The following is a 20,064-nucleotide window of genomic DNA, read 5'->3' on the forward strand; positions in this document are numbered from 1 at the left end:
GGAACGTTCTAATCACTCTGCCAACCGAGAGTCAATCGGGATTCTTGCGGAGGTCGAAAAGGTGATGAATGTGGTTCCTAGCAAGGACTCTTAGCCTTCTTGGCATTTGGACCGGTTCAATCGCCGCAATCATAAAGGTTCTTGATTTATTGGAACGTTCCATTTATAGGATGCCGAAAACGGAGGTTGCCATGGATATCACCCTGCCTACGCAGAATGGCGGCCGCGTCAGCTACAAGCTCGCGGGCAGTCCGGTCGAGCCCGTAATCGGTGCGGTTTTCCCGCGCATCGCCTATGCCGCGGCCCATGTCGTCGCCGATCCTTTCGCGATGACCGACCCCTGGTCGAAGCCTGCGGTCGATTGGGACAAGACGATGGCGTTTCGGCATCATTTGTGGCGGCTTGGCTTCCGCATCGCCGAGGCGATGGACACCTCCCAGCGCGGCATGGGTTTCGACTGGGCGAATGCGCAGGAATTGATCCGCCGCTCGATCGCCGAGGCGCGCAGCGTCGAAGGCGCAGACCTCGCCTCGGGCGCCGGCACCGATCATCTGGCGCCGGCCAATTCGAGATCACTCGAAGATGTGATCGCCGCCTATGAGGAGCAGTTCGCTTTCATTGAAGGCGAGGGCGGCAAGGCGATCATGATGGCCAGCCGGGCGCTGGCAGCGGTCGCAAAGGGTCCGGACGACTATATCAGGGTCTACGATCGCATCCTCAGCCAGGCATCCGGCAAGGTCATCCTGCACTGGCTGGGCGACATGTTCGATCCTGCACTGAAAGGTTATTGGGGCAGCGGCAATTTCGAGGCCGCGCTCGACACCGTCGTCGCCATCATCGAGCGCCATGCCGGCAAGGTCGAGGGGATAAAGATTTCCCTGCTCGATGCCGGCAAGGAAGTTGCCTTGCGCAACCGGTTGCCGGAAGGCGTCGTCATGTTCACCGGCGACGATTTCAACTATCCCGAACTGATTGCCGGCGACGGGAAGCGGCACTCGCACGCCTTGCTCGGCATATTCGACGCCATCGCGCCAGTCGCCAGTGCGGCGCTCGCGAAACTGGCTGACGGCGACCGCGCCGGATTTGACGCGCTGATGGCGCCGACAGTGCCGTTGTCGCGCAAGATCTTCGAGGCGCCGACGGAGTATTACAAGGCCGGCATCGTCTTCATGGCCTGGCTCAACGGCCATCAGGACCATTTCGCCATGGTCGGCGGCATGCAGTCGGCGCGCGGCATCCTGCACTATGCCGACATCTTCCGCCTTGCCGACCAGGCAGGGTTGCTCGCCGATCCCGAGCTTGCGCTGGCCAGGATGAAGCATTTCTGCGCGGTTGCAGGTGCCTGAGAACGACACAATCGCTGGCTGAAACCTGTCCCCCGTATGGGGGATTTGCGTTCTCGCGCCAAATCTGTATTCGGTTGCCGGGATTGGATGCGGACGGAGCGGCAATGACGGAAAAAGTGGCGCTCATCACCGGGGTTACCGGGCAGGACGGGGCCTATCTCGCAGAATTGCTTCTGCAGAAGGGCTATATTGTCCATGGCGTCAAACGCCGCTCGTCCTCGTTCAACACCGAGCGCGTTGACGACATCTATGTCGATCCGCACGAGCGCGGTGCGCGTTTCTTCCTGCATTATGGCGACCTGACCGACGCGACCAACCTTATTCGCCTGGTGCAGGAGACACAGCCCGGCGAGATCTACAATCTCGGCGCCCAGAGTCATGTCCAGGTGAGTTTCGAGACGCCGGAATACACCGGCAATGCCGATGCGCTGGGAACACTCAGGCTGCTCGAGGCGATCCGCATCCTGCGCCTGGAGAAGTCGGTGCGCTTCTATCAGGCATCGACGTCGGAGCTTTACGGCAAGGCGCGCGAGGTCCCGCAAAGCGAGGCGACGCCCTTCCATCCGCGCTCGCCCTATGCCGCGGCCAAGCTTTACGCCTACTGGATCACGGTCAACTACCGCGAGGCTTACGGCATGTTCGCCGCCAACGGCATCCTGTTCAACCACGAAAGCCCGACACGCGGCGAGACCTTCGTCACCCGCAAGATTACGCGGGCCGTCGCCTCGATCCATCATGGCCTGCAGGACACGCTCTATCTCGGCAATCTCGACGCCAAGCGTGATTGGGGCCATGCGCGCGACTATGTGGAGGGCATGTGGCGCATTCTGCAGCACAGCGAAGCCGACGATTTCGTGCTGGCGACCGGCGAGGCGCATTCGGTGCGCGAATTCGTCGAGCTGGCGTTTGCCGAGACCGGCCGCACCATCCGCTGGCAAGGCGAGGGTGTCGATGAAGTCGGTGTCGATGCCGGTTCGGGCACTGTCCTGGTGCGCATCGATCCGCGCTATTTCCGGCCGACCGAGGTCGACCTGCTGCTCGGCGACCCCGCCAAGGCCAAAGCCAGGCTGGGGTGGTCGCACACGACCGGCTTCAGGGATCTGGTGGCGGAAATGGTGCAGGCCGATCTGGCGCGCACCGCCGGCGGCACGCGGCAGAACAGCCGTTCTGCGTGAGGCAGGTTCATGGACGCGACATTTGATCTGAAAGGCAAGCGTGTCTTCGTCGCCGGGCATCGCGGCATGGTCGGTTCGGCCGTCGTGCGCCGGCTGGCGAGCGAGGACTGCGAGATACTCACCGTATCGCGCGACAGGCTCGACCTGCTCGACCAGGCAGGGGTGCGGCGCTGGATGGCCGAGCACAGGCCGGATGCGGTGGTGATGGCGGCCGCCAAAGTCGGCGGTATCCTGGCCAATGACCGGTTCCCTGTCGATTTCCTGCAGCAAAACCTGGTTATGCAGGGCAATGTCATTGACGGCGCCTTTCGCAGCGAGGTCGGCAAGCTTTTGTTTCTCGGCTCGTCCTGCATCTATCCAAAGCTCGCGCCGCAGCCGATCAGGGAAGACGCGCTGCTGACCGGTCCGCTCGAACCCACCAATGAATGGTATGCGATCGCCAAGATCGCCGGGCTCAAACTGTGCCAGGCCTATCGGCGCCAGCATGGCGTCGACTACATCTCGGCGATGCCGGCCAACCTTTACGGTCCTGGCGACAATTTCGATCTCCAGTCCAGCCATGTCGTGCCGGCCCTGATGCGAAAGGCGCATGCACTGGCGCTGAGCGGCGGCAACAGCCTCGAGGTCTGGGGCTCGGGCACGCCACGGCGTGAATTCCTGCATGTCGACGACGCCGCCGGTGCCTTGGTCTGGCTGTTGAAGAATTATGCCGGCGACAGCCACGTCAATGTCGGTTCGGGCGAGGATGTCACCATTGCCGAGCTTGCCCAGACCGTCGCATCGGTCGCCGGCGTCGAGGCTGATATCGCCTTCGATACGACCAAGGCAGATGGCACGCCGCGCAAGTTGATGGATGTTTCGCGGCTGTTTGCGACGGGATGGCGCCCGCGCTACGCGCTTCGCGATGGATTGGAACAGACATATGCGTGGTTTCTCAACCATATTGAGAAGGGTGATGTCCGCCTCGGCGCGGCCTGATTCCAATTTTCCTTGAACCATTTCGCTGCCGCCCGCGACCAGGCGGTGTGTAGCAAACACGGTCCATCAAGGAGAACGTCAATGTTTATCACTTCAAGAAACGCATTTCTCGCCGCCATCGCGGTTTCGGTGCTGGCAGGGTGTCAGACGGCACCGCCGAGGGAATGCGAGAAGACCAAGCCCGGTGTCACCTACAACGGCAAATGCTGCGGCATCGGCACACCGTGCCGTGAAGGCAACAACACCCCTCATGACAAGCCCGACAGGCCCGATCCGCGGCCACAGTGATCCGCGAGCCAGAAACGTCCCGGCACGTGCCGGGACGTTTCGCCCCCGACAGGGTGGATTTACGGATCGGAAGGCCGCTACCCGGTTCTTGCTGGCCGGCATTTGAATACGAAACGGGACGGCGGGGCAGTAGACGATGCGGTCGCGCAGATCGCGCGAAAACTTCCCGCCGGATATGTACTTCAAGGGGCTGTTCGACTGTTCGAAGGGAAGGTCCCGTAGAAACTCAGATTTCGCTTTCCGTCGATGCGAAGGATGCTACTAAAAAAAATTCGAGATGCTCTTGAACTCATTTGGGGCGCCTCCTAATTCGATTTCCGCCAAGGCCATAAGGCTCGGCAAAAAATGGCGGCGCCGCACGGGGCGGCGTCCTTGTACCCATGTTGCTTCAAGGAGGATGTGGCTATGAGAACCTTTGATACCCTCTATCGGACCACCGTCGGTTTCGACCGGCTTTTCGACATGCTCGACAGCGGCACGCGTCCAGACTGGCCGCCCTATAACATCGAGAAGGTCGACGAGAACGATTACCGTATCTCGATGGCCATCGCAGGCTTCAGCCAGGATGAGGTTGAGCTGACCCAGCATGGACCCGAACTGGTCGTGGTAGGCCAGAAGGCTGATGATCAGAGCGGACGCCAGCTGCTGCACCAGGGCATCGCCTATCGCAGTTTCAGGCAGACGTTCAAGCTTGCCGACCACATGAAGATCAAGGCAGCCAAACTGGAGAATGGCCTCCTCTCGATCGACATCGTCCGTGAGATTCCCGAAGAGCTGAAACCGCGCCGCATTAGCATCGGCGTCGGCGACACGCCGACGGCCGCCACTCAGATCACGCAAGACACGGACCGCGCGCGTAAAGCCGCGTAATCCTGTCGATCTGTCACACTTTGAACTGCGGGTCCGCCTCCCGGTTCCGGCCGGGAGGCTGTGATTGCGGAGAAACGAAGATGATCACTGCAGGACGTACTGGCGCGCCTCTGTCGCGCGCCTGCAGTTGGCCTGGACCGCGCAAACCATGAAACTCAATGGTTCGTTCAATTTGGAGGATCATATGAACGATCGGATGTTTGACAGCGCCGTTTTCGTGAAAAGCGGCGACAACCTTGTTCAGGAAATCACGTGTCTCGAGGACGCTCTGGAGTTCCTCTATGAATGGCCGAAGGACAGGCGCGGCCCCATTCACCAAACCGCATTGCGGGCCTGCCAGCGAGCTTTCGATAGCGATTATCCGCTTTCCGCAGCCAGAGACGCGTTCAGCGGTTTTGCGAAAGCAGCCAGAATCCTTGAGGAAGTATCCACGACAATGCCGTGGATGATGGGCAGAGGTGGCGAAGGCGGAGGAGTGACTGCCTAAAGCGCGTCGCGAAACGGATTCATGCGACACGCTTTAAGTCTTTGTTTTGATGCATGTCGTTGTCCCAGAACCGCGGCATACTTCTGGGTGACATGCATTAGGAAAGGAGGTCATGATGCTATCGAAACCTTTTGAAAAGCCAGTCCGGGTGTGGGTGGGATTGGGCTTTCCCCGCCAACTCAACACGGTCGCAGATGCCTATCAATTCGCATCCGAATGGTGTGGCAACAGCCCGGAGCAGAGAGCTGCTATTCGCGCTTGCAAAGCCGCTCTGATTGGCGATGTGGAACCCGAGACAGCACGAGGCGTCTTCGTCGCGTTCGCTCGCAAGAAGGATATTCTTATGGAGGACGGCATCGAGCCTGCGCCTTCAAGGACGCTAAGCCCGCACCACGTCTAAAGCGCGTCGCGTTTGAACGAGGCGGCTGCCACAAGCGGTGGCCGCCTTACCGGCTAAGTTGTCGAAGGGGTGCGCCAAAAACGGGCTTGGCCAAGTTATCGAAAGGATGGTGGGCGTGACAGGGATTGAACCTGTGACCCCTGCAATGTCAATGCAGTGCTCTCCCGCTGAGCTACACGCCCATCCGAAGCCGCGCATACACCATTTTTGGTCCAGCGCGTCAATAGCCGGAAAGGGAAAGAAAGGCTCGTTTTGTCGCGCCGCCGACGAAGCGGCGAGATCACACTGTGCGTGCTTCAGGCGGCCTGCAGCATTTTTTCGACCTCGTTGACGAGATCGCGCAGGTGGAAGGGCTTGGACAGCACCTTGGCGTCTTTCGGCGCCTTGGAATCGGGGTTGAGCGCGACGGCCGCGAAACCGGTGATGAACATCACCTTCAGGTCGGGATCGATCTCGGTGGCGCGGCGGGCGAGTTCGATGCCGTCCATCTCCGGCATGACGATATCGGTCAGCAGCAGGGAGAAAGGTTCTTCGCGCAGCCGCTCGTAGGCGCTGGCGCCATTGTCGAAATCGCTGACGTGGTAGCCGGCCCGCTCCAGTGCCTTGACCAGGAACCGGCGCATGTCGTCGTCGTCTTCCGCCAGCAGAATGCGTGCCATCTTGTCCCGTCCGAATCACCCCAGCCAAGCCTGCCGTCCGGCAAGCCCGTTAACCATCCTGTATATGAGGAGCTGACGGTAAACATCAAGTGAACGTTGGCGGCATTAATCCTGATTTGACGGGGTTCCTGACATGCCGAAATGCTGGACATGCGGCCGATGAGGTGGCAGTTTCCCATCATGATGCATTGCTGTTTCCGGGTTCGTTCAAATTGACGACGGCAGCCGAAGATTTTTCGGTCGTTCCACCCTTCGAAATCCGATCGGGCGCCGAGCAGCGCGTTCCCTTCGTCTTCAACTCACCGCATAGCGGCCGCTATTATCCAGACCGCTTCCTGGCCATGGCGCGGCTCGACCGGAACGCCATCCGCCGCTCCGAGGATTGCTATGTCGACGAGCTGTTCGGCAGCGCGGTGGTGCTGGGCGCGCCGATGCTGGCGGCGAATTTTCCGCGCGCCTACCTCGACGTCAATCGCGAACCCTGGGAACTCGACCCGCGCATGTTCGCCGAGCCGGTGCCGTCCTTCTGCAACATCCGCTCGGCGCGCGTTGCCGGCGGGCTCGGCACCGTGCCCAAGCTGGTGGGTGAGGGGCTCGACATCTATTCCGGCCGTCTGCCGCTGGCGGAGGCCGTCCAGCGCATAGAGGCGGTCTACAAACCCTATCACGAGACGCTGAAGCGGCTATTGACCAGAACCCATGCCAGGTTCGGCTATGCCGTGCTGATCGACTGCCATTCGATGCCGGCGAGCATCAGGGTGGGCGACAGCGGCCTGCGGCCGGATTTCATCGTCGGCGACCGTTTCGGCATCTCGGCCACGGCGGCCCTGACCGAAACGGCGATCGGCCTGCTCATCGGCATGGGCTACACCGTCGCCCACAACAAACCCTATGCAGGCGGTTTCATCACCGAGCATTACGGCCGGCCGGCGCGCCACCTGCATGCGCTGCAGATCGAGGTCAATCGCGGCCTCTACATGAATGAGCGGACGTTCCAGAAATCGGCCGGCTTCGATGCGCTGGCCGACGATATGGCGCGCTTTTCGGCCGACCTGATGGCGATGCCCGACCACCACTTCGTCGACCTGCCGCTGGCCGCCGAATGACGCCGGAGCGGCGGCTGTTCATGCAATCCCGCGCTGGCCATCCCGCAGCGTAAAAAAAGACCGCATCGTTTGCACGACACGGTCGAAGTCTAGGGAGGAAACGCCCAAGGAGGGCATGGACAGGAAAACCTGTCCGAGAACAAACTTATTGTGCGATGCACAAATGTCAATCGATCCCACGCTTTTTTAATTCACTCTGATGTGAAAATGCGTTTCGATGGCGCCGATGTGTGACATTTCGGCAACACTGATGTCTCTAATAAATCGATAAACCGGCTTGTTTTGGCGGGAAAGTGCCTGCAGACCGGGTTGGCACTCTGCAATGCGGGAGAATCACGTGGACATCAGCATCGATTTCATGCGCCGGATCGCGCAAGCGGCGGCGGCTGAAACCTTGCCGCGTTTCCGCGCACAGGGCGCGGTGGCCAACAAGGAAAAAGGCAGTTTCGACCCGGTCACCGAGGCCGACCGCGAGGCCGAGCGCGCCATCCGGGCGCTGATCTCGGCTGAGTATCCCGATCACGGTATCCTTGGCGAAGAACATGGCAGCGAAAACATCTCCTCAAGGCATGTCTGGGTGATCGATCCGATCGATGGCACCCGCGCCTTCATCTCAGGCCTGCCGGTGTGGGGAACGCTGGTCGGATTGACGGTCGACGGTGACGCCGTCGCCGGCATGATGGCGCAGCCCTTCACCGGCGAGCTGTTCTACGCCAACGCTTCCGGCTCCCACTACGAAGGCCCCGGTGGGCCGCGGAAGCTGTCGACCCGTAAGACGACGAAGCTTGACGAGGCGACCTTGTTCACCACCACGCCGGCGCTTTTCAAGGGCGAGGCGCGCACCCGCTACGACGCGTTCGAGAAACAGATCCAGCTCGCCCGCTACGGAGCCGATTGCTACGCCTTTGCCATGATCGCGTCCGGCAGCGTCGACATCGTCGCCGATCCCGGATTGAAACCCTACGACATCGTGGCGCTGATCCCGATCATCGAAAAGGCCGGCGGCGTCGTCACCACATTCGAGGGCGGTCCGGCGGAAAAGGGCGGCGACATCCTGGCCGCCGCAACGCCGGAGCTTCACGCGGCTGCAATGGCAGCCTTGCGCGGCTGATAGTCGACCCGATCAGCGCGGCTTGATCGAGCGCTGGAATTCCGCCGGCGTTCGCCCGTAGACCTGCCTGAACGCTGAGCTGAAATGACTGTGGCTGGAGAAGCCGAGGTCCAGGCCGAGCGTGGTCAGATTGTCGTAGCGGCCAAGCAGGTGGAGCGCGCGCGCCAGCCGCAGGCGCAGATGGTAGCGATAGAGCGGCATCGCCTCGACCTGCTGGAAAACCTGCGTGAGATAACCGGTGATACCCCGACTTCAGCGGCGATCTCGGCCAGCGTCCAGCGCCGCGAAAGATTCGAGGACAGGACGAGCTTGGCGCGATCGACCAGCTTCTGCCGGCCAGCGCTGGCGCCGGCGGCATGCGAGGTGCGCTCGCCGAGGGAGCGCCGCACCAGCGTCAGCGCCAGGGTTTCGGCCTCCAGCGTTTCGGCAATGTTGCGGCTCAGGCTGTGGCGCAGCACCGCCACCAGCGCCTGAGCCCGCGGGTCGATGCGGCGGCGCTGACGACGAAACGCCACGGCGCTGCCCGAGCGCAACTGCTCCTTCGGCGTCAGCTCCTGCAGTTGCGCCTCCTCGACAACGAGATCGAGGCAGGAATCGCCACCCTCGACGGGATGGCTGATCCGGTAGCCTTCGGCGTTGTTGAAGAACAACAACTGGTTGGCTTCGGCGACCGCATCGTTGCGGCCGACATGGCGCACGAAGACGCCGCGATAGGGAAACACAAGATGCGTGGCAGCGGTGCACTCTTCTTCGCTCTTGTGCCGGCATTCGCCGCTGCAGAGGACATCCCTCACCCCGACGGTGCCGGTGTCCAGAAGCGTCTGTACCGTGAACTGCGACATGGTGAGCTGAGACATGGCCGTTGCATTCTACCCTTGCACCGAAAGCTGCTCCGGCACATTAGGCGATTGGCTTGTCCAAACCTGTCAGGAGACTTCACCTGTCAGGCCCTTCGTGCGGCCATGGCTCAGTCCCACAAACGGCGCATGTATTCGCAGTGAGCGTCGCTGCGCGACAGGCCGATGTCCTTGAGCTGTTCGTCGGTCATTTCGAGCAAGGCAAGGCGGCTTCGGCGCCTTTCCAGTTGACGGCCGATCCAGTTGGCCGCCGCGATGCCTTGTGTCCGCAAGGACCGCCGGAACGTCGCGGTTTGAGTTGTCGGCTGATGTGCGAGGCATTGCGCTGCATGATCGGGGCGCATCGCTCAGGCTTCCCCGTTGCCGGCCACTGATGCGCCGGCTTCGTTCAGCGCAATCGCGCATTCCTCACAGCAGACCTCGACGGTCTTGCCGCGACCTTGACGCGGATCGGATTGGCGTCCAGCTGGCAATCGCAGGCAGCGCAGGTTTTCTCGGTCATGACGTCATCTCCTTGGCGTTCGGTTCGACACGGAGAGATGAGCATTCCGGGGCGGCACCGGCTGTCAGAATCTTTAGCTCTTTGTGTGCTGCCGGCGCTGCTCCTGACAGAAGGCTGTCAGCAGGCGCAAGCTCAAGGCGCCGTAACATGCAGCGCCGGCGGCATCAGGCTGTGGGGTCGTCGTTGCCGGGTATGAAGGCGTCGAAGGCGGCGAGCAACTGCTCGCGATAGACATCGGCCTCCTGCAGGATCTCGTGTTTCGAGCCATCGATCATCAGCAGCGAGCCGAGGCGCAGACGCCTGGCGTAGGCTTCCACGGCCTTGGTCGAGACGACCTGATCGGCGCCGGCGGCGATCATCAGCAGCGGCACCTGGATCCTGGCCATGAAGTCGGGCTCGCTGATGGCTTCGCCTGCCTTGATTGCCGCCTGCAGCCAGCGGATCGTCGGCCCGCCGAGCGCCAGTTGCGGATAGTGCTCGTAGATTTTCGTGTTACGCTGATAGCGCCCGGGGTCCGATGTCACCTTGTTGAGGGCGAAGGGCAGGGTTTCCCTGGGACGCGGACCCCAGGCGGCGTAGAGCCGACCGAGGCCGAGAAAGCACAATACCGAGCAGACGCGGCGCGCCGTTTTTGCCGACACGGGCGAGTCGGGCACCGTCAGGAAAGGCGCAATCAGCACCATTCGACGCACCCGGTTGACCATCGACGGCGCCGCGAGCAGCGCGATCACGGCGCCCATCGAATGGGCGAGGATGTAATACGGGCCGCGGCAGTCGGGCAGCACGATGTCCTCGAAGAACTGTTCGAGGTCGCCGGTGTAATCGTAGAAGGAGCGGACATAGCCGCGTTGCGGGTCGGCGATCAGCCGGTCGGAATCGCCCTGGCCGCGCCAGTCGAGCGTGGCGACGCCGAGGCCGCGGTCGGTCAGGTTGCGGATGGTTTCGAAATACTTCTCGATGCACTCGTTGCGGCCGGGCAGCAGCACGACGGTGCCTTTCAGCGGCCGAGTGACCGCGGCAAACAGGCCGTAGCGGATCTTCTTGCCGTCGCGCGTGGTGAAAAAGCCGCCGGCGACATTTTGCGGCGGCGGATTGCCTGGCGTGGGATGGAAGAGATCCGTCATTAGGCGCTTGCGTCTTCGTGGTGTCTCACCCGGCAGGGCGTCGGCATGGTGATAGACGCCAATGGATGAAAAGCAAAGGGAGGACGCCAAGGGGGCGGACGAACGACAAGCAAGGCCGGAAGCAGCCTGCGGCGGCGTGCTTCCGGCCTCTGTCGATCCGGGAGGAAGGGACGTTACACCCGGTCGGCCTCGTCGCGGCGCTTTCATCCGGCGCCGCCTGGTTCTTTATCCTGGGGGCACTCTAGCGCCGGCCGGCTGAACGGGCGCCGAAGCAGCGGTTCATCTGCCGTTCATCGACGCCTCGATTGGCGCTCTTCAAAAATCCTTGAAATGAGCTTTTGCGCTCCCCAAATGTCGGATGCAGCCGCCGATGTCGGGGCTGCTGGTCCACCCGAAACGCCTTTCCAGGGTTTCGCACCGGCCACACGCAAACATGTTGCTCAACAGGAGAACACCTCATGCGTCACGTTGATTTTTCCCCGCTCTATCGCTCGACCGTCGGCTTCGACCGCCTGTTCACCATGCTCGACTCGCTGGCCCAGCCCGATGGCGCGCAGACCTATCCGCCCTACAACATCGAGCGCACCGGCGAGGACGCCTATCGCATCTCGATGGCGGTTGCCGGCTTCTCGGACGAAGAGATTTCGATCGAAGCCCACCGCAACGTGCTGACCGTCAAGGGTGAGCGCAAGGAAGAGGGCAATGGCGAAGGCTCCGAGCTGCTCTACCGCGGCATTGCCTCGCGTTCGTTCGAGCGCCGCTTCCAGCTTGCCGACCATGTCGAGGTCGTCGGCGCCACGCTGAAGAACGGCCTGCTTTTCGTCGACCTTAAGCGCAACATCCCCGAGGAGCTGAAGCCGCGCAAGATCGCGATTACCGCCTCTTCGGCCAACGCCAAGCAGATCGAGGCCAAGAACGCCGCGTGATCAAGACGGCGGCGTCACAACGCCCAAGGTTAAAAGCGTTTCCTCCCGAGACGAAAGCGGCGCCGCGAGGCGCCGCTTTTTTTCGCCGCAGCCTCTGTCACCCCAACCGAAGAGTTCTGGCTCTTTTGCGGCGGGCGCCGTCTTCCCATGAAGGGCGATGTCTGATCTCTCGGCTGATTTTTCCCTGGCCCTAACGGCAACCATTACGGTGACCTTCCTGCTGGCCGGCATCGTCAAGGGCGTTACCGGTATGGGACTGCCGACGTTGGCGATGGGGCTGCTGGGCACAATCATGCCGCCGGTCGCCGCGGCTTCGCTGCTGATCGTGCCGTCCTTCGTCACCAATATCTGGCAGCTGTTTGCCGGCCCGAGCTTCGGATGGATCCTCAGTCGGCTGTGGCTGATGATGGTCGGCATCGTCGCCGGCACGCTGGCCGGCTCATGGCTGCTGGCCAGCGACAATGTCAAATGGACGACGGCCGGCCTCGGGGCGGCGCTGATCGTCTATGCCGTCTATACGCTGCTGGCGCGGCAGTTGACGGTTCCCGCGTCAGCCGAGCGCTGGTCGTCGCCCATCGTCGGTTTCCTTACCGGCATCGTCACCGGCGGCACCGGCGTGTTCGTCGTGCCCGCTGTACCTTACATTCAGGCGCTGGGCTTGAGCCGTGACGATCTGATCCAGGCGCTCGGCCTGTCCTTCACCGTGTCGACGATCGCGCTCGCTGCCGGCCTTGCCTCGCACGGCGCGTTCCAGGTCGGGCATGTCGCCATGTCGTCGCTGGCGGTTGCGCCGGCCTTGCTCGGCATGTGGCTCGGACAGTTGCTCCGGCAGCGGATCAGCCCGGCGACCTTCCGGCGCTGGTTTCTTGTTTTCCTGATCTTGCTTGGCCTCGAGCTTTTGGCGCGGCCTTTCCTTGCTTAGCGATCGGTACCGGTTGCGAGAACGGCCTCGACGTTTTGCCGGTGGACGGGCTCGTACAGCGCGAAGTACTCGACCGCGCCCGTGGCGAACATGTCGGCGCCGCAGGTTTTCAGATCCTGCTTCGCAAGATCAGGCTCACGCCGGCAGCGAAGCAGTTTTTGAACGTAGGCTTGCGTCGCGGCGATGAGGCCTTTGTCGTAGCCGCCTCGCTCAATCGCTTCGAGCGAGCCGTGATTGGGCAAGATGCGGTCTATCGACCAGCCGGCCATGCGTTCGAGATCGACCAGATGTTGCGCCAGCCGATCCGCCTCGCTGACATAGGTGATCGGATCCTCGAGCGTGTCGCCCGCCAGGAGCAGGCCGGTTTCGGGCATGAACAGCACCGTGCCGTCATGGCTGTGGATTTCGACCTGACGCAGTTCGACGGCGATCGATCCAACGGCGAGGTCAAGACTGCCTGCGAAGGTCCTGTTCGGCAGCACGAGAGGCTTGATCGGTGGAACACCGCTTTCGATCTCAGCCCGGTTGTTCGCGAGCGCCGAGGCGGTGAGCGTGTTGGCGATAATCTCGCAATCCTGAAACACCTCATTGCCGGCAATATGATCGTCATGCCAGTGGCTGAGCACGACCCGGATCGATGTTGCGCCCATGTCTTCGAGCGTCTGCCTGATGAAGCGCGCGTGAGGCAGCGAAATATGCGTGTCGTAGACAAGCGCCTGCGAACCATCGACGAGGGCATAGGTGCAGATGCCGAGGGCATAGGCGCCGTCGTCCAGCCAGTTCGGCTCGTCCGACCAGGCGCGAACGCCGTCAACGCGGCCATCATAGAAGCCGAGCACGTTTGGCGCCGGGCGAACCAGCCGCATGGTTGAGCCGAGAGGTGGCTTTGTCATTGGCGCGGTCTCGCGGGTTCAGGCGATCATCTGGCCGAAGCGATCGACCTCATCTGAAGTCGTGGCAAAGCTGGTGACGAAGCGATAGAGCAACTCGTCCTCGCCGACATGGCCGTCGAAGCCGTGCGGCCTGTGCCAGTCGTAAAAGGCTGCGCCGACGGATTGCAGCCTTTCGGCTTCCGCCTTTTTCATCACCGCGAACACCTCGTTGGCCTGCGGCAACCAGGCGAGCTTCGCCGTTGCCGAATCCTCGATCGCAGCCGCCAGGCGCGCGGCCATGGCATTGGCATGACGGGCCGTGTCCAGCCACAGGCCGTCCGTGAAGTAGGCGTCGAACTGCGCTGCGATGAAGCGCGACTTGGAGAACAGCTGTGCGGCGCGCTTGCGCAGGAAGGACAACTCCTTGGCGCGGTCTAGATCGAACAGCACCACCGCTTCGGCGCACCAGCAGCCGTTCTTGGTGCCGCCGAACGAGACGATGTCGACGCCGCGCTTCCAGGTCATTTCGGCCGGCGTCGTCTCAAGCGCGACCAATGCGTTGGCAAAACGGGCGCCGTCCATATGCAGCGGCAGGGAAAAGCGTTTGGCGACCTCCGAAATGGTGGAAATGTCGTCGAGCCCGTACACTGTGCCGACTTCGGTCGATTGGGTGATCGAGACGGCCGTCGGGCGTCCCCAATGGACGATTTCGGGTGCGAAACGGGCGACGGCGCGTTCAAGATTGTGCGGATCGATCTTGCCCAGGGCGCCGTCGACAGCATGGAGACGCGAGCCGCCGCTGAAATATTCCGGCGCGCCGCATTCGTCCTCGATGATGTGCGATTCGCGGTGCGCAAAGGAAATGCCGCCGGGCTTGTTGTAAGCGGCCAGGGACAGCGAGTTGGCCGCCGTGCCGGTAGCGACGAAGAACACCGCGACCTCGCGTTCGAAGATCTCGCTGAAACGCTGGTAGACGGCGCGGTCGAGATCGCCATCGCCATAGGCGGTCGAAAAGCCGCCGGCATTGGCTGACAGCCCGGCGGCAATGTTGGAATGGACGCCCGCCCAGTTGTCGGATGCAAAGAACATCAGGAAAGTCCCTGTCTGGTTGAGAAAGTCTGGTTGCGACAAGAGCGCGACCATGGCCGTTTCGGGGTTTGACGCGCAAGGGCCAAGGGCTGAAAAAGCGGTAAAGCCAAAGGCGATCACGAAGGAGTGCCGGGACCGAAATTTCGTTTCGACATCGCCTGACGTAATTTTCTGTCGCCAAACATCCAAGAATTTGGTGAATCGGTCTTGTGTGCGCCCAGGATTTCTGCCATAAAAATTTAGGACAGTAGTGCTGTCTTATTTTGTCGCACAAGTCAGGCTGGATTGGCGTATCATTTGGGCCACTCCGGCCGTTGCCGCGAGCGACGGGTAGACGGCTCGGCTGTGGCCTGTACGATACCGGATACGAACCGGCGGCGCACCACACGGTCCGCCAAGGATTTCGAAAAGACGTGCCGCAAGAATGAGAGCGGAAGCCAGTCGCTTCCCAAGGTAGACCAGCGCCCCAAACGCTAGACGTGCAAGGGGCCGGAACGGAGGACAGGACGATGACGGAACTGACGCCATCTGCGATTATCGGCCGGGCCGCGCAGACGAAAGCGGCAGCCGTTAAAGATGCCGTTCTGACCAATGCACCTTTGGCAAATGACCGGCGAACCATCAACGGCCTGACCACCAACGGCCGAACCACCAATGGAATGTCGGCGCATGGTCTCTACGATCCGCGCAACGAGCATGACGCGTGCGGCGTCGGCTTCATCGTCAACATGAAGAACGTGAAGTCGCACCAGATCGTCAAGGACGGGCTCTTCGTGCTCGAAAACCTGACGCATCGCGGCGCTGTCGGCGCCGATCCGCTGATGGGTGACGGCGCCGGCGTGCTGGTGCAAGTCCCCGATCATTTCTTCCGCGAAGAGATGGCGGCCCAGGGCGTCGAACTGCCGGCGGCAGGCCAATACGGCGTCGGCCACTGGTTCATGCCGCAGGATGCGGCACTGCGCGCCCATATCGAAGAGATCATCGCCGAATCGGCGCAGTCAGAAGGGCTGCCGCTGCTCGGCTTTCGCGACGTGCCGGTCGACAATTCATCGCTGTCGAAGGCGCCCGATATCGCGGCCTCCGAACCGTTCCATCGCCAGGTCTTCATCGGCCGCACATCAGACATTCCAGATGACGAGGAATATGAGGCCAGGCTGTACCTGCTGCGCAAGGTGATTTCCGGCCGCATCTACGCCGAGAACAACAACAAGGATATCGGCGCCTACTGTGTGTCGCTATCGGCGCGCACCATTGTCTACAAGGGCATGTTCCTGGCCTACCAGGTCGGCGCCTATTACAAGGATTTGTCGGATCCGCGTTTCGAGACCGCGCTGATCCTCGTCCACCAGCGCTTCTCGACCAACACCTTCCCGTCATGGAAGCTCGCGCACCCCTACCGCATGGTCGCGCATAATGGCGAGATCAACACGGTGCGCGGCAACAACAACTGGATGGCGGCGCGCCAGGCCTCGGTCGATTCCGAACTGTTCGGCAACAACATCTCCAAGCTGTGGCCGATCTCCTATGACGGCCAGTCCGACACGGCGTGCTTCGACAATGCGCTCGAATTCCTGTTCCAGGGCGGCTACAGCCTCAGCCATGCCATGATGATGCTGATCCCCGAAGCGTGGGCCGGCAACAAGCTGATGGATGCCGACCGCAAGGCTTTCTACGAATACCACGCAGCCCTTATGGAGCCGTGGGACGGGCCGGCCGCGGTCGCCTTCACCGACGGCCGCCAGATCGGCGCCACGCTCGACCGCAACGGTCTGCGCCCGGCGCGCTACATCGTCACCGACGACCACCGCGTCATCATGGCGTCCGAAGCCGGCGTGCTGCCGGTGCCGGAGGAGAGGATCGTCAAGAAGTGGCGGCTGCAGCCTGGCCGCATGCTTCTGATCGACCTTGCCAAGGGCCGCATCATTTCCGACGAGGAGATCAAGTCGGAGATCGCCACCAGGCATCCCTACAAGACCTGGCTCAACAACACGCAGCTGATCCTCGAGGATCTGAAGCCGGTCGAGCCGCGCGCGCTGCGCAAGGATGTCAGCCTGCTCGATCGCCAGCAGGCGTTCGGCTACAGCCAGGAAGACACCAAGCTGCTGATGTCGCCGATGGCGACCACCGGCCAGGAAGCGGTGGGTTCGATGGGCACGGACACGCCGATCTCGGCGATGTCGGACAAGTCGAAGCTGCTCTACACCTACTTCAAGCAGAATTTTGCCCAGGTCACCAACCCGCCGATCGACCCGATCCGCGAGGAACTGGTGATGAGCCTTGTCTCGTTCATCGGGCCGCGGCCGAACATCTTCGACTTGGTCGGCAATTCGCGCCGCAAGCGGCTCGAAGTGCGCCAGCCGATCCTGACCAATGGCGATCTGGAAAAGATCCGCTCGATCGGCCACACAGAGGACCGTTTCGACACCAAGACCATCGACATCACCTACGGGTCGAGCGAGGGCGCGGCCGGCATGCAGGGCGCCGTCGAGCGTCTGTGCGAGCGGGCGGAAGCCGCTGTCGCCGGCGGCTACAACATCATCATCCTGTCCGACCGCCAGGTCGGTCCCGACCGTATCGCCATTCCGGCACTGCTGGCGACGGCTGCCGTGCACCACCACCTGATCCGCAAGGGTCTGCGCACCGCGGTCGGCCTGGTCGTGGAATCCGGCGAGCCACGCGAAGTGCATCATTTCTGCTGTCTCGCCGGCTACGGCGCCGAGGCGATCAACCCCTACCTTGCCTTCGACACGCTGCTCGACATGCACAAGCGTGGCGAACTGCCGGCTGAGGTCGACGCCTACGAGGTGGTCTCGCGCTACATCAAGTCTATCGGCAAGGGCATCCTCAAGGTGATGTCGAAGATGGGCATCTCCACCTATCAGTCCTATTGCGGCGCGCAGATATTCGACGCCATCGGGCTGAAGTCGGATTTCGTCGAGAAGTACTTCACCGGCACAGCGACGCTGATCGAAGGTGTCGGCCTGGACGAGGTCGCGGCCGAGACGCTCAGCCGCCACACCGACGGTTTCGGCAACGATCCGGTGCTGCGCAACAGCCTCGAGGTCGGCGGCGAGTACATGTACCGCATGCGCGGCGAAGCCCATATGTGGTCGCCCGACGCCGTCGCCACCTTGCAGCACGCCGTGCGTCAGGGCTCGTGGGAGACGTTCAAGGAGTTTTCCGCGCAGATCAACAGCGAGACGGCCCGTGCCCAGACCATACGCGGCCTGTTCAGGATCAAGCTTGCGGAAGAGACCGGCCGCAAGAAGGTGGCGATAGAGGACGTGATGTCGGCGGCCGATATCGTCAAGCGCTTCTCGACCGGGGCGATGTCGTTCGGCTCGATCTCGCGCGAGGCACACACGACGCTGGCGCGCGCCATGAACCAGATCGGCGGCAAGTCGAACACCGGCGAGGGCGGCGAAGAGGCCGACCGCTATCTGCCGCTGCCGGGCGGCGGCAAGAACCCCGAACGTTCGGCGATCAAGCAGGTCGCCTCGGGACGGTTTGGCGTCACCGCCGAGTATCTCGTCAATTCCGATGTCATGCAGATCAAGGTCGCGCAGGGCGCCAAGCCCGGTGAGGGCGGCCAGCTGCCCGGCCACAAGGTCGACGCGACCATTGCCAAGGTCCGGCACTCGACGCCCGGCGTCGGCCTGATCTCGCCGCCGCCGCATCACGACATTTATTCGATCGAGGATCTGGCGCAGCTGATCTACGACCTGAAGAACGTCAACCCGGCGGCCGACGTTTCGGTAAAGCTGGTGTCGGAAGTCGGTGTCGGTACGGTTGCGGCGGGCGTCGCCAAGGCGCGCGCCGACCACATCACCATCTCCGGCTATGATGGCGGCACCGGCGCGTCGCCGCTGACCTCGCTCAAGCATGCCGGCAGTCCATGGGAAATGGGCCTTGCCGAGACGCACCAGACGCTGGTGCTGAACGGGCTGCGCTCGCGCGTTGCACTGCAGGTCGATGGTGGCTTGCGCACGGGGCGCGACGTCATCATCGGTGCGCTGCTCGGTGCCGACGAGTTCGGCTTCTCGACCGCGCCGCTGATCGCGGCCGGCTGCATCATGATGCGCAAGTGCCACTTGAACACCTGCCCGGTCGGCGTCGCGACGCAGGATCCGGTTCTGCGCAAGCGTTTCAAGGGCACGCCCGAGCATGTCATCAACTTCTTCTTCTATGTTGCGGAAGAGGTGAGGGGGCTGCTGGCCGAGATGGGCTACACCCATATCGACCAGATCATCGGCGACAGCGACCTGCTGGAAAAGCGCGAGATGATCCAGCATTGGAAGGCGCGTGGGCTCGATTTCGGCAAGATGTTCTTCAAGCCGGACGCGCCGCATGAGGCGGTGCACTGGACCGAACGGCAGAAACACCCGATCGACGATGTACTCGATCGCAAGCTGATCGAACTGGCGAAGCCCGCGCTCGAAAGCAAGCAGCCGGTCAAGATCGAGGTCGACATCCGCAATGTCGATCGCTCCACGGGCGCCATGCTGTCGGGCGAAGTCGCCAAGCGCTTCAGGCACAAGGGCCTGCGCGAGGACACGATCCAGGTGAAGCTGACCGGCACCGCCGGCCAGTCGTTCGGCGCCTTCCTGGCGCGCGGCATCTCGTTCGATCTCGTCGGTGCGGCCAACGACTATGTCGGCAAGGGCCTGTCGGGCGGACGCATCGTCATCCGGCCGCCGGAGGAGTCCAGGATCGTCGCGGCGGAATCGATCATCGTCGGCAACACCGTCCTCTATGGCGCGACCGAGGGCGAGGCCTATTTCGCAGGTGTCGCCGGCGAGCGCTTCGCGGTGCGCAATTCGGGCGTCGCCGCCGTCGTTGAAGGCGTCGGCGATCATGGCTGCGAATACATGACCGGCGGCATCGTCGTCGTCATCGGCCAGACCGGTCGCAACTTCGCTGCCGGCATGTCGGGCGGCGTGGCCTATGTTCTGGATGAGGCCGGCGATTTCGCCGCGCGCTGCAACATGGCGATGGTCGAGCTGGAGCCGGTTCCGGAAGAAGACGATCTGATGGAAAGGCTGCTGCATCATGGCGGTGACCTCGACCACAAGGGTCGCGTCGACGTCTCGGGCGACATGACCACCCATGACGAGGAACGGCTTTACCAGCTTATCTCGAACCACGTCCATTTCACCGGTTCGGTACGCGGCCGCGAGATACTCGACGACTGGACGACCTTCCGGCCGAAATTCCGCAAGATCATGCCGGTCGAATACCGCCGCGCGCTGATCGAGATGGAACGCATGCGCATGGGCGTGGCGGCGGAATAGGTTTTTCGACTTGCCGGGAGGCGCAGGCTTCCCGGCGGAACTTTCAGCGACAGTTTGACCT

The 20,064-nt window shown here is 62.3% G+C and carries 17 protein-coding genes, 1 tRNA gene and 1 pseudogene; 12 read left to right on the plus strand and 7 right to left on the minus strand.

Annotated features, from left to right (window positions below):
• Positions 1–191: 191 nt before the first annotated feature.
• The 7 genes from NKJ77_RS02440 to NKJ77_RS02470 all read left to right on the plus strand — a co-directional run bounded on the left by NKJ77_RS02440 (position 192) and on the right by NKJ77_RS02470 (position 5,544).
• Positions 192–1,346 carry a dihydrodipicolinate synthase family protein gene (locus tag NKJ77_RS02440; protein ID WP_352510373.1) on the plus strand — a complete coding sequence of 385 codons (1,155 nt, stop codon included), beginning with the start codon at positions 192–194 and terminating at the stop codon, positions 1,344–1,346.
• 104 nt (positions 1,347–1,450) lie between these two features.
• Positions 1,451–2,521, plus strand: a complete 1,071-nt coding sequence (gene gmd, locus NKJ77_RS02445) for a GDP-mannose 4,6-dehydratase (protein WP_023701025.1) — start codon at positions 1,451–1,453, stop codon at positions 2,519–2,521.
• 9 nt (positions 2,522–2,530) lie between these two features.
• Entirely contained in the window at positions 2,531–3,499 is a 969-nt protein-coding gene (gene fcl / locus NKJ77_RS02450; protein WP_023701026.1) for a GDP-L-fucose synthase, read from the plus strand.
• An 81-nt stretch (positions 3,500–3,580) separates the two neighbouring features.
• On the plus strand, positions 3,581–3,787 hold the full coding sequence (locus tag NKJ77_RS02455) for a hypothetical protein (protein ID WP_023710933.1): 207 nt from the start codon (positions 3,581–3,583) through the stop codon (positions 3,785–3,787).
• 405 nt (positions 3,788–4,192) lie between these two features.
• The gene (locus tag NKJ77_RS02460; RefSeq protein WP_023671192.1) at positions 4,193–4,657 is read left to right on the plus strand and encodes an Hsp20 family protein; all 465 of its coding nucleotides are present in this window, start codon (positions 4,193–4,195) and stop codon (positions 4,655–4,657) included.
• 64 nt (positions 4,658–4,721) lie between these two features.
• A complete protein-coding gene (locus tag NKJ77_RS02465; protein ID WP_306413578.1) occupies positions 4,722–5,144 on the plus strand; it encodes a DUF982 domain-containing protein in 423 nt (140 codons plus the stop codon).
• A 112-nt stretch (positions 5,145–5,256) separates the two neighbouring features.
• Positions 5,257–5,544: a DUF982 domain-containing protein gene (locus NKJ77_RS02470; RefSeq protein WP_031197745.1), complete on the plus strand. Its 288-nt coding sequence runs from the start codon at positions 5,257–5,259 to the stop codon at positions 5,542–5,544.
• A 107-nt stretch (positions 5,545–5,651) separates the two neighbouring features.
• Here NKJ77_RS02470 and NKJ77_RS02475 read toward each other — a convergent pair.
• Positions 5,652–5,726: transfer RNA gene (locus tag NKJ77_RS02475), tRNA-Val, on the minus strand.
• A 114-nt stretch (positions 5,727–5,840) separates the two neighbouring features.
• A complete protein-coding gene (gene cpdR, locus NKJ77_RS02480; RefSeq protein ID WP_023671195.1) occupies positions 5,841–6,203 on the minus strand; it encodes a cell cycle two-component system response regulator CpdR in 363 nt (120 codons plus the stop codon).
• A 164-nt stretch (positions 6,204–6,367) separates the two neighbouring features.
• On the opposite strand from cpdR, the gene NKJ77_RS02485 reads away from it, so the two are divergent.
• A complete protein-coding gene (locus NKJ77_RS02485) occupies positions 6,368–7,309 on the plus strand; it encodes an N-formylglutamate amidohydrolase (RefSeq protein WP_023671196.1) in 942 nt (313 codons plus the stop codon).
• Positions 7,310–7,646: 337 nt separating this feature from the next.
• Positions 7,647–8,420 carry a histidinol-phosphatase gene (gene hisN, locus NKJ77_RS02490; RefSeq protein ID WP_352443493.1) on the plus strand — a complete coding sequence of 258 codons (774 nt, stop codon included), beginning with the start codon at positions 7,647–7,649 and terminating at the stop codon, positions 8,418–8,420.
• A gap of 12 nt (positions 8,421–8,432) precedes the next feature.
• Here hisN and NKJ77_RS02495 read toward each other — a convergent pair.
• From NKJ77_RS02495 to NKJ77_RS02505, 3 genes and pseudogenes are all read right to left on the minus strand, one after another.
• Positions 8,433–9,262, minus strand: a pseudogene (locus tag NKJ77_RS02495) (helix-turn-helix domain-containing protein).
• A 125-nt stretch (positions 9,263–9,387) separates the two neighbouring features.
• Complete coding sequence (locus NKJ77_RS02500) at positions 9,388–9,621, minus strand: DUF1127 domain-containing protein (protein ID WP_023671199.1); 234 nt, start codon at positions 9,619–9,621, stop codon at positions 9,388–9,390.
• A 322-nt stretch (positions 9,622–9,943) separates the two neighbouring features.
• Positions 9,944–10,903 carry an alpha/beta fold hydrolase gene (locus tag NKJ77_RS02505; protein ID WP_023704020.1) on the minus strand — a complete coding sequence of 320 codons (960 nt, stop codon included), beginning with the start codon at positions 10,901–10,903 and terminating at the stop codon, positions 9,944–9,946.
• Positions 10,904–11,361: 458 nt separating this feature from the next.
• On the opposite strand from NKJ77_RS02505, the gene NKJ77_RS02510 reads away from it, so the two are divergent.
• On the plus strand, positions 11,362–11,829 hold the full coding sequence (locus tag NKJ77_RS02510; protein WP_023671202.1) for an Hsp20 family protein: 468 nt from the start codon (positions 11,362–11,364) through the stop codon (positions 11,827–11,829).
• Positions 11,830–11,986: 157 nt separating this feature from the next.
• A complete protein-coding gene (locus NKJ77_RS02515) occupies positions 11,987–12,751 on the plus strand; it encodes a sulfite exporter TauE/SafE family protein (protein WP_023832923.1) in 765 nt (254 codons plus the stop codon).
• Here the strand turns inward: NKJ77_RS02515 and NKJ77_RS02520 are convergent.
• A complete protein-coding gene (locus tag NKJ77_RS02520; RefSeq protein WP_352534157.1) occupies positions 12,748–13,644 on the minus strand; it encodes an MBL fold metallo-hydrolase in 897 nt (298 codons plus the stop codon). The two genes, NKJ77_RS02515 and NKJ77_RS02520, sit on opposite strands and share 4 nt — an antisense overlap.
• An 18-nt stretch (positions 13,645–13,662) precedes the next feature.
• Positions 13,663–14,712, minus strand: a complete 1,050-nt coding sequence (locus NKJ77_RS02525; RefSeq protein ID WP_352534159.1) for a threonine aldolase family protein — start codon at positions 14,710–14,712, stop codon at positions 13,663–13,665.
• 509 nt (positions 14,713–15,221) lie between these two features.
• On the opposite strand from NKJ77_RS02525, the gene gltB reads away from it, so the two are divergent.
• Positions 15,222–20,003: a glutamate synthase large subunit gene (gltB, locus tag NKJ77_RS02530; RefSeq protein WP_352534161.1), complete on the plus strand. Its 4,782-nt coding sequence runs from the start codon at positions 15,222–15,224 to the stop codon at positions 20,001–20,003.
• Positions 20,004–20,064: the final 61 nt, after the last annotated feature.

Origin of the sequence: Mesorhizobium sp. M0052, from assembly GCF_040323255.1 — a bacterium.
In the GTDB taxonomy this organism is placed as follows: domain Bacteria; phylum Pseudomonadota; class Alphaproteobacteria; order Rhizobiales; family Rhizobiaceae; genus Mesorhizobium.

Coding starts and splice junctions, on each gene's coding strand:
- NKJ77_RS02440 (WP_352510373.1), top strand. CDS start 192: ATGGATATCACCCTGCCTACGCAGAATGGCGGCCGCGTCAGCTACAAG.
- gmd (WP_023701025.1), top strand. CDS start 1,451: ATGACGGAAAAAGTGGCGCTCATCACCGGGGTTACCGGGCAGGACGGG.
- fcl (WP_023701026.1), top strand. CDS start 2,531: ATGGACGCGACATTTGATCTGAAAGGCAAGCGTGTCTTCGTCGCCGGG.
- NKJ77_RS02455 (WP_023710933.1), top strand. CDS start 3,581: ATGTTTATCACTTCAAGAAACGCATTTCTCGCCGCCATCGCGGTTTCG.
- NKJ77_RS02460 (WP_023671192.1), top strand. CDS start 4,193: ATGAGAACCTTTGATACCCTCTATCGGACCACCGTCGGTTTCGACCGG.
- NKJ77_RS02470 (WP_031197745.1), top strand. CDS start 5,257: ATGATGCTATCGAAACCTTTTGAAAAGCCAGTCCGGGTGTGGGTGGGA.
- cpdR (WP_023671195.1), bottom strand. CDS start 6,203: ATGGCACGCATTCTGCTGGCGGAAGACGACGACGACATGCGCCGGTTC.
- NKJ77_RS02500 (WP_023671199.1), bottom strand. CDS start 9,621: ATGCGCCCCGATCATGCAGCGCAATGCCTCGCACATCAGCCGACAACT.
- NKJ77_RS02505 (WP_023704020.1), bottom strand. CDS start 10,903: ATGACGGATCTCTTCCATCCCACGCCAGGCAATCCGCCGCCGCAAAAT.
- NKJ77_RS02510 (WP_023671202.1), top strand. CDS start 11,362: ATGCGTCACGTTGATTTTTCCCCGCTCTATCGCTCGACCGTCGGCTTC.
- NKJ77_RS02515 (WP_023832923.1), top strand. CDS start 11,987: ATGTCTGATCTCTCGGCTGATTTTTCCCTGGCCCTAACGGCAACCATT.
- NKJ77_RS02520 (WP_352534157.1), bottom strand. CDS start 13,644: ATGACAAAGCCACCTCTCGGCTCAACCATGCGGCTGGTTCGCCCGGCG.
- NKJ77_RS02525 (WP_352534159.1), bottom strand. CDS start 14,712: ATGTTCTTTGCATCCGACAACTGGGCGGGCGTCCATTCCAACATTGCC.
- gltB (WP_352534161.1), top strand. CDS start 15,222: ATGACGGAACTGACGCCATCTGCGATTATCGGCCGGGCCGCGCAGACG.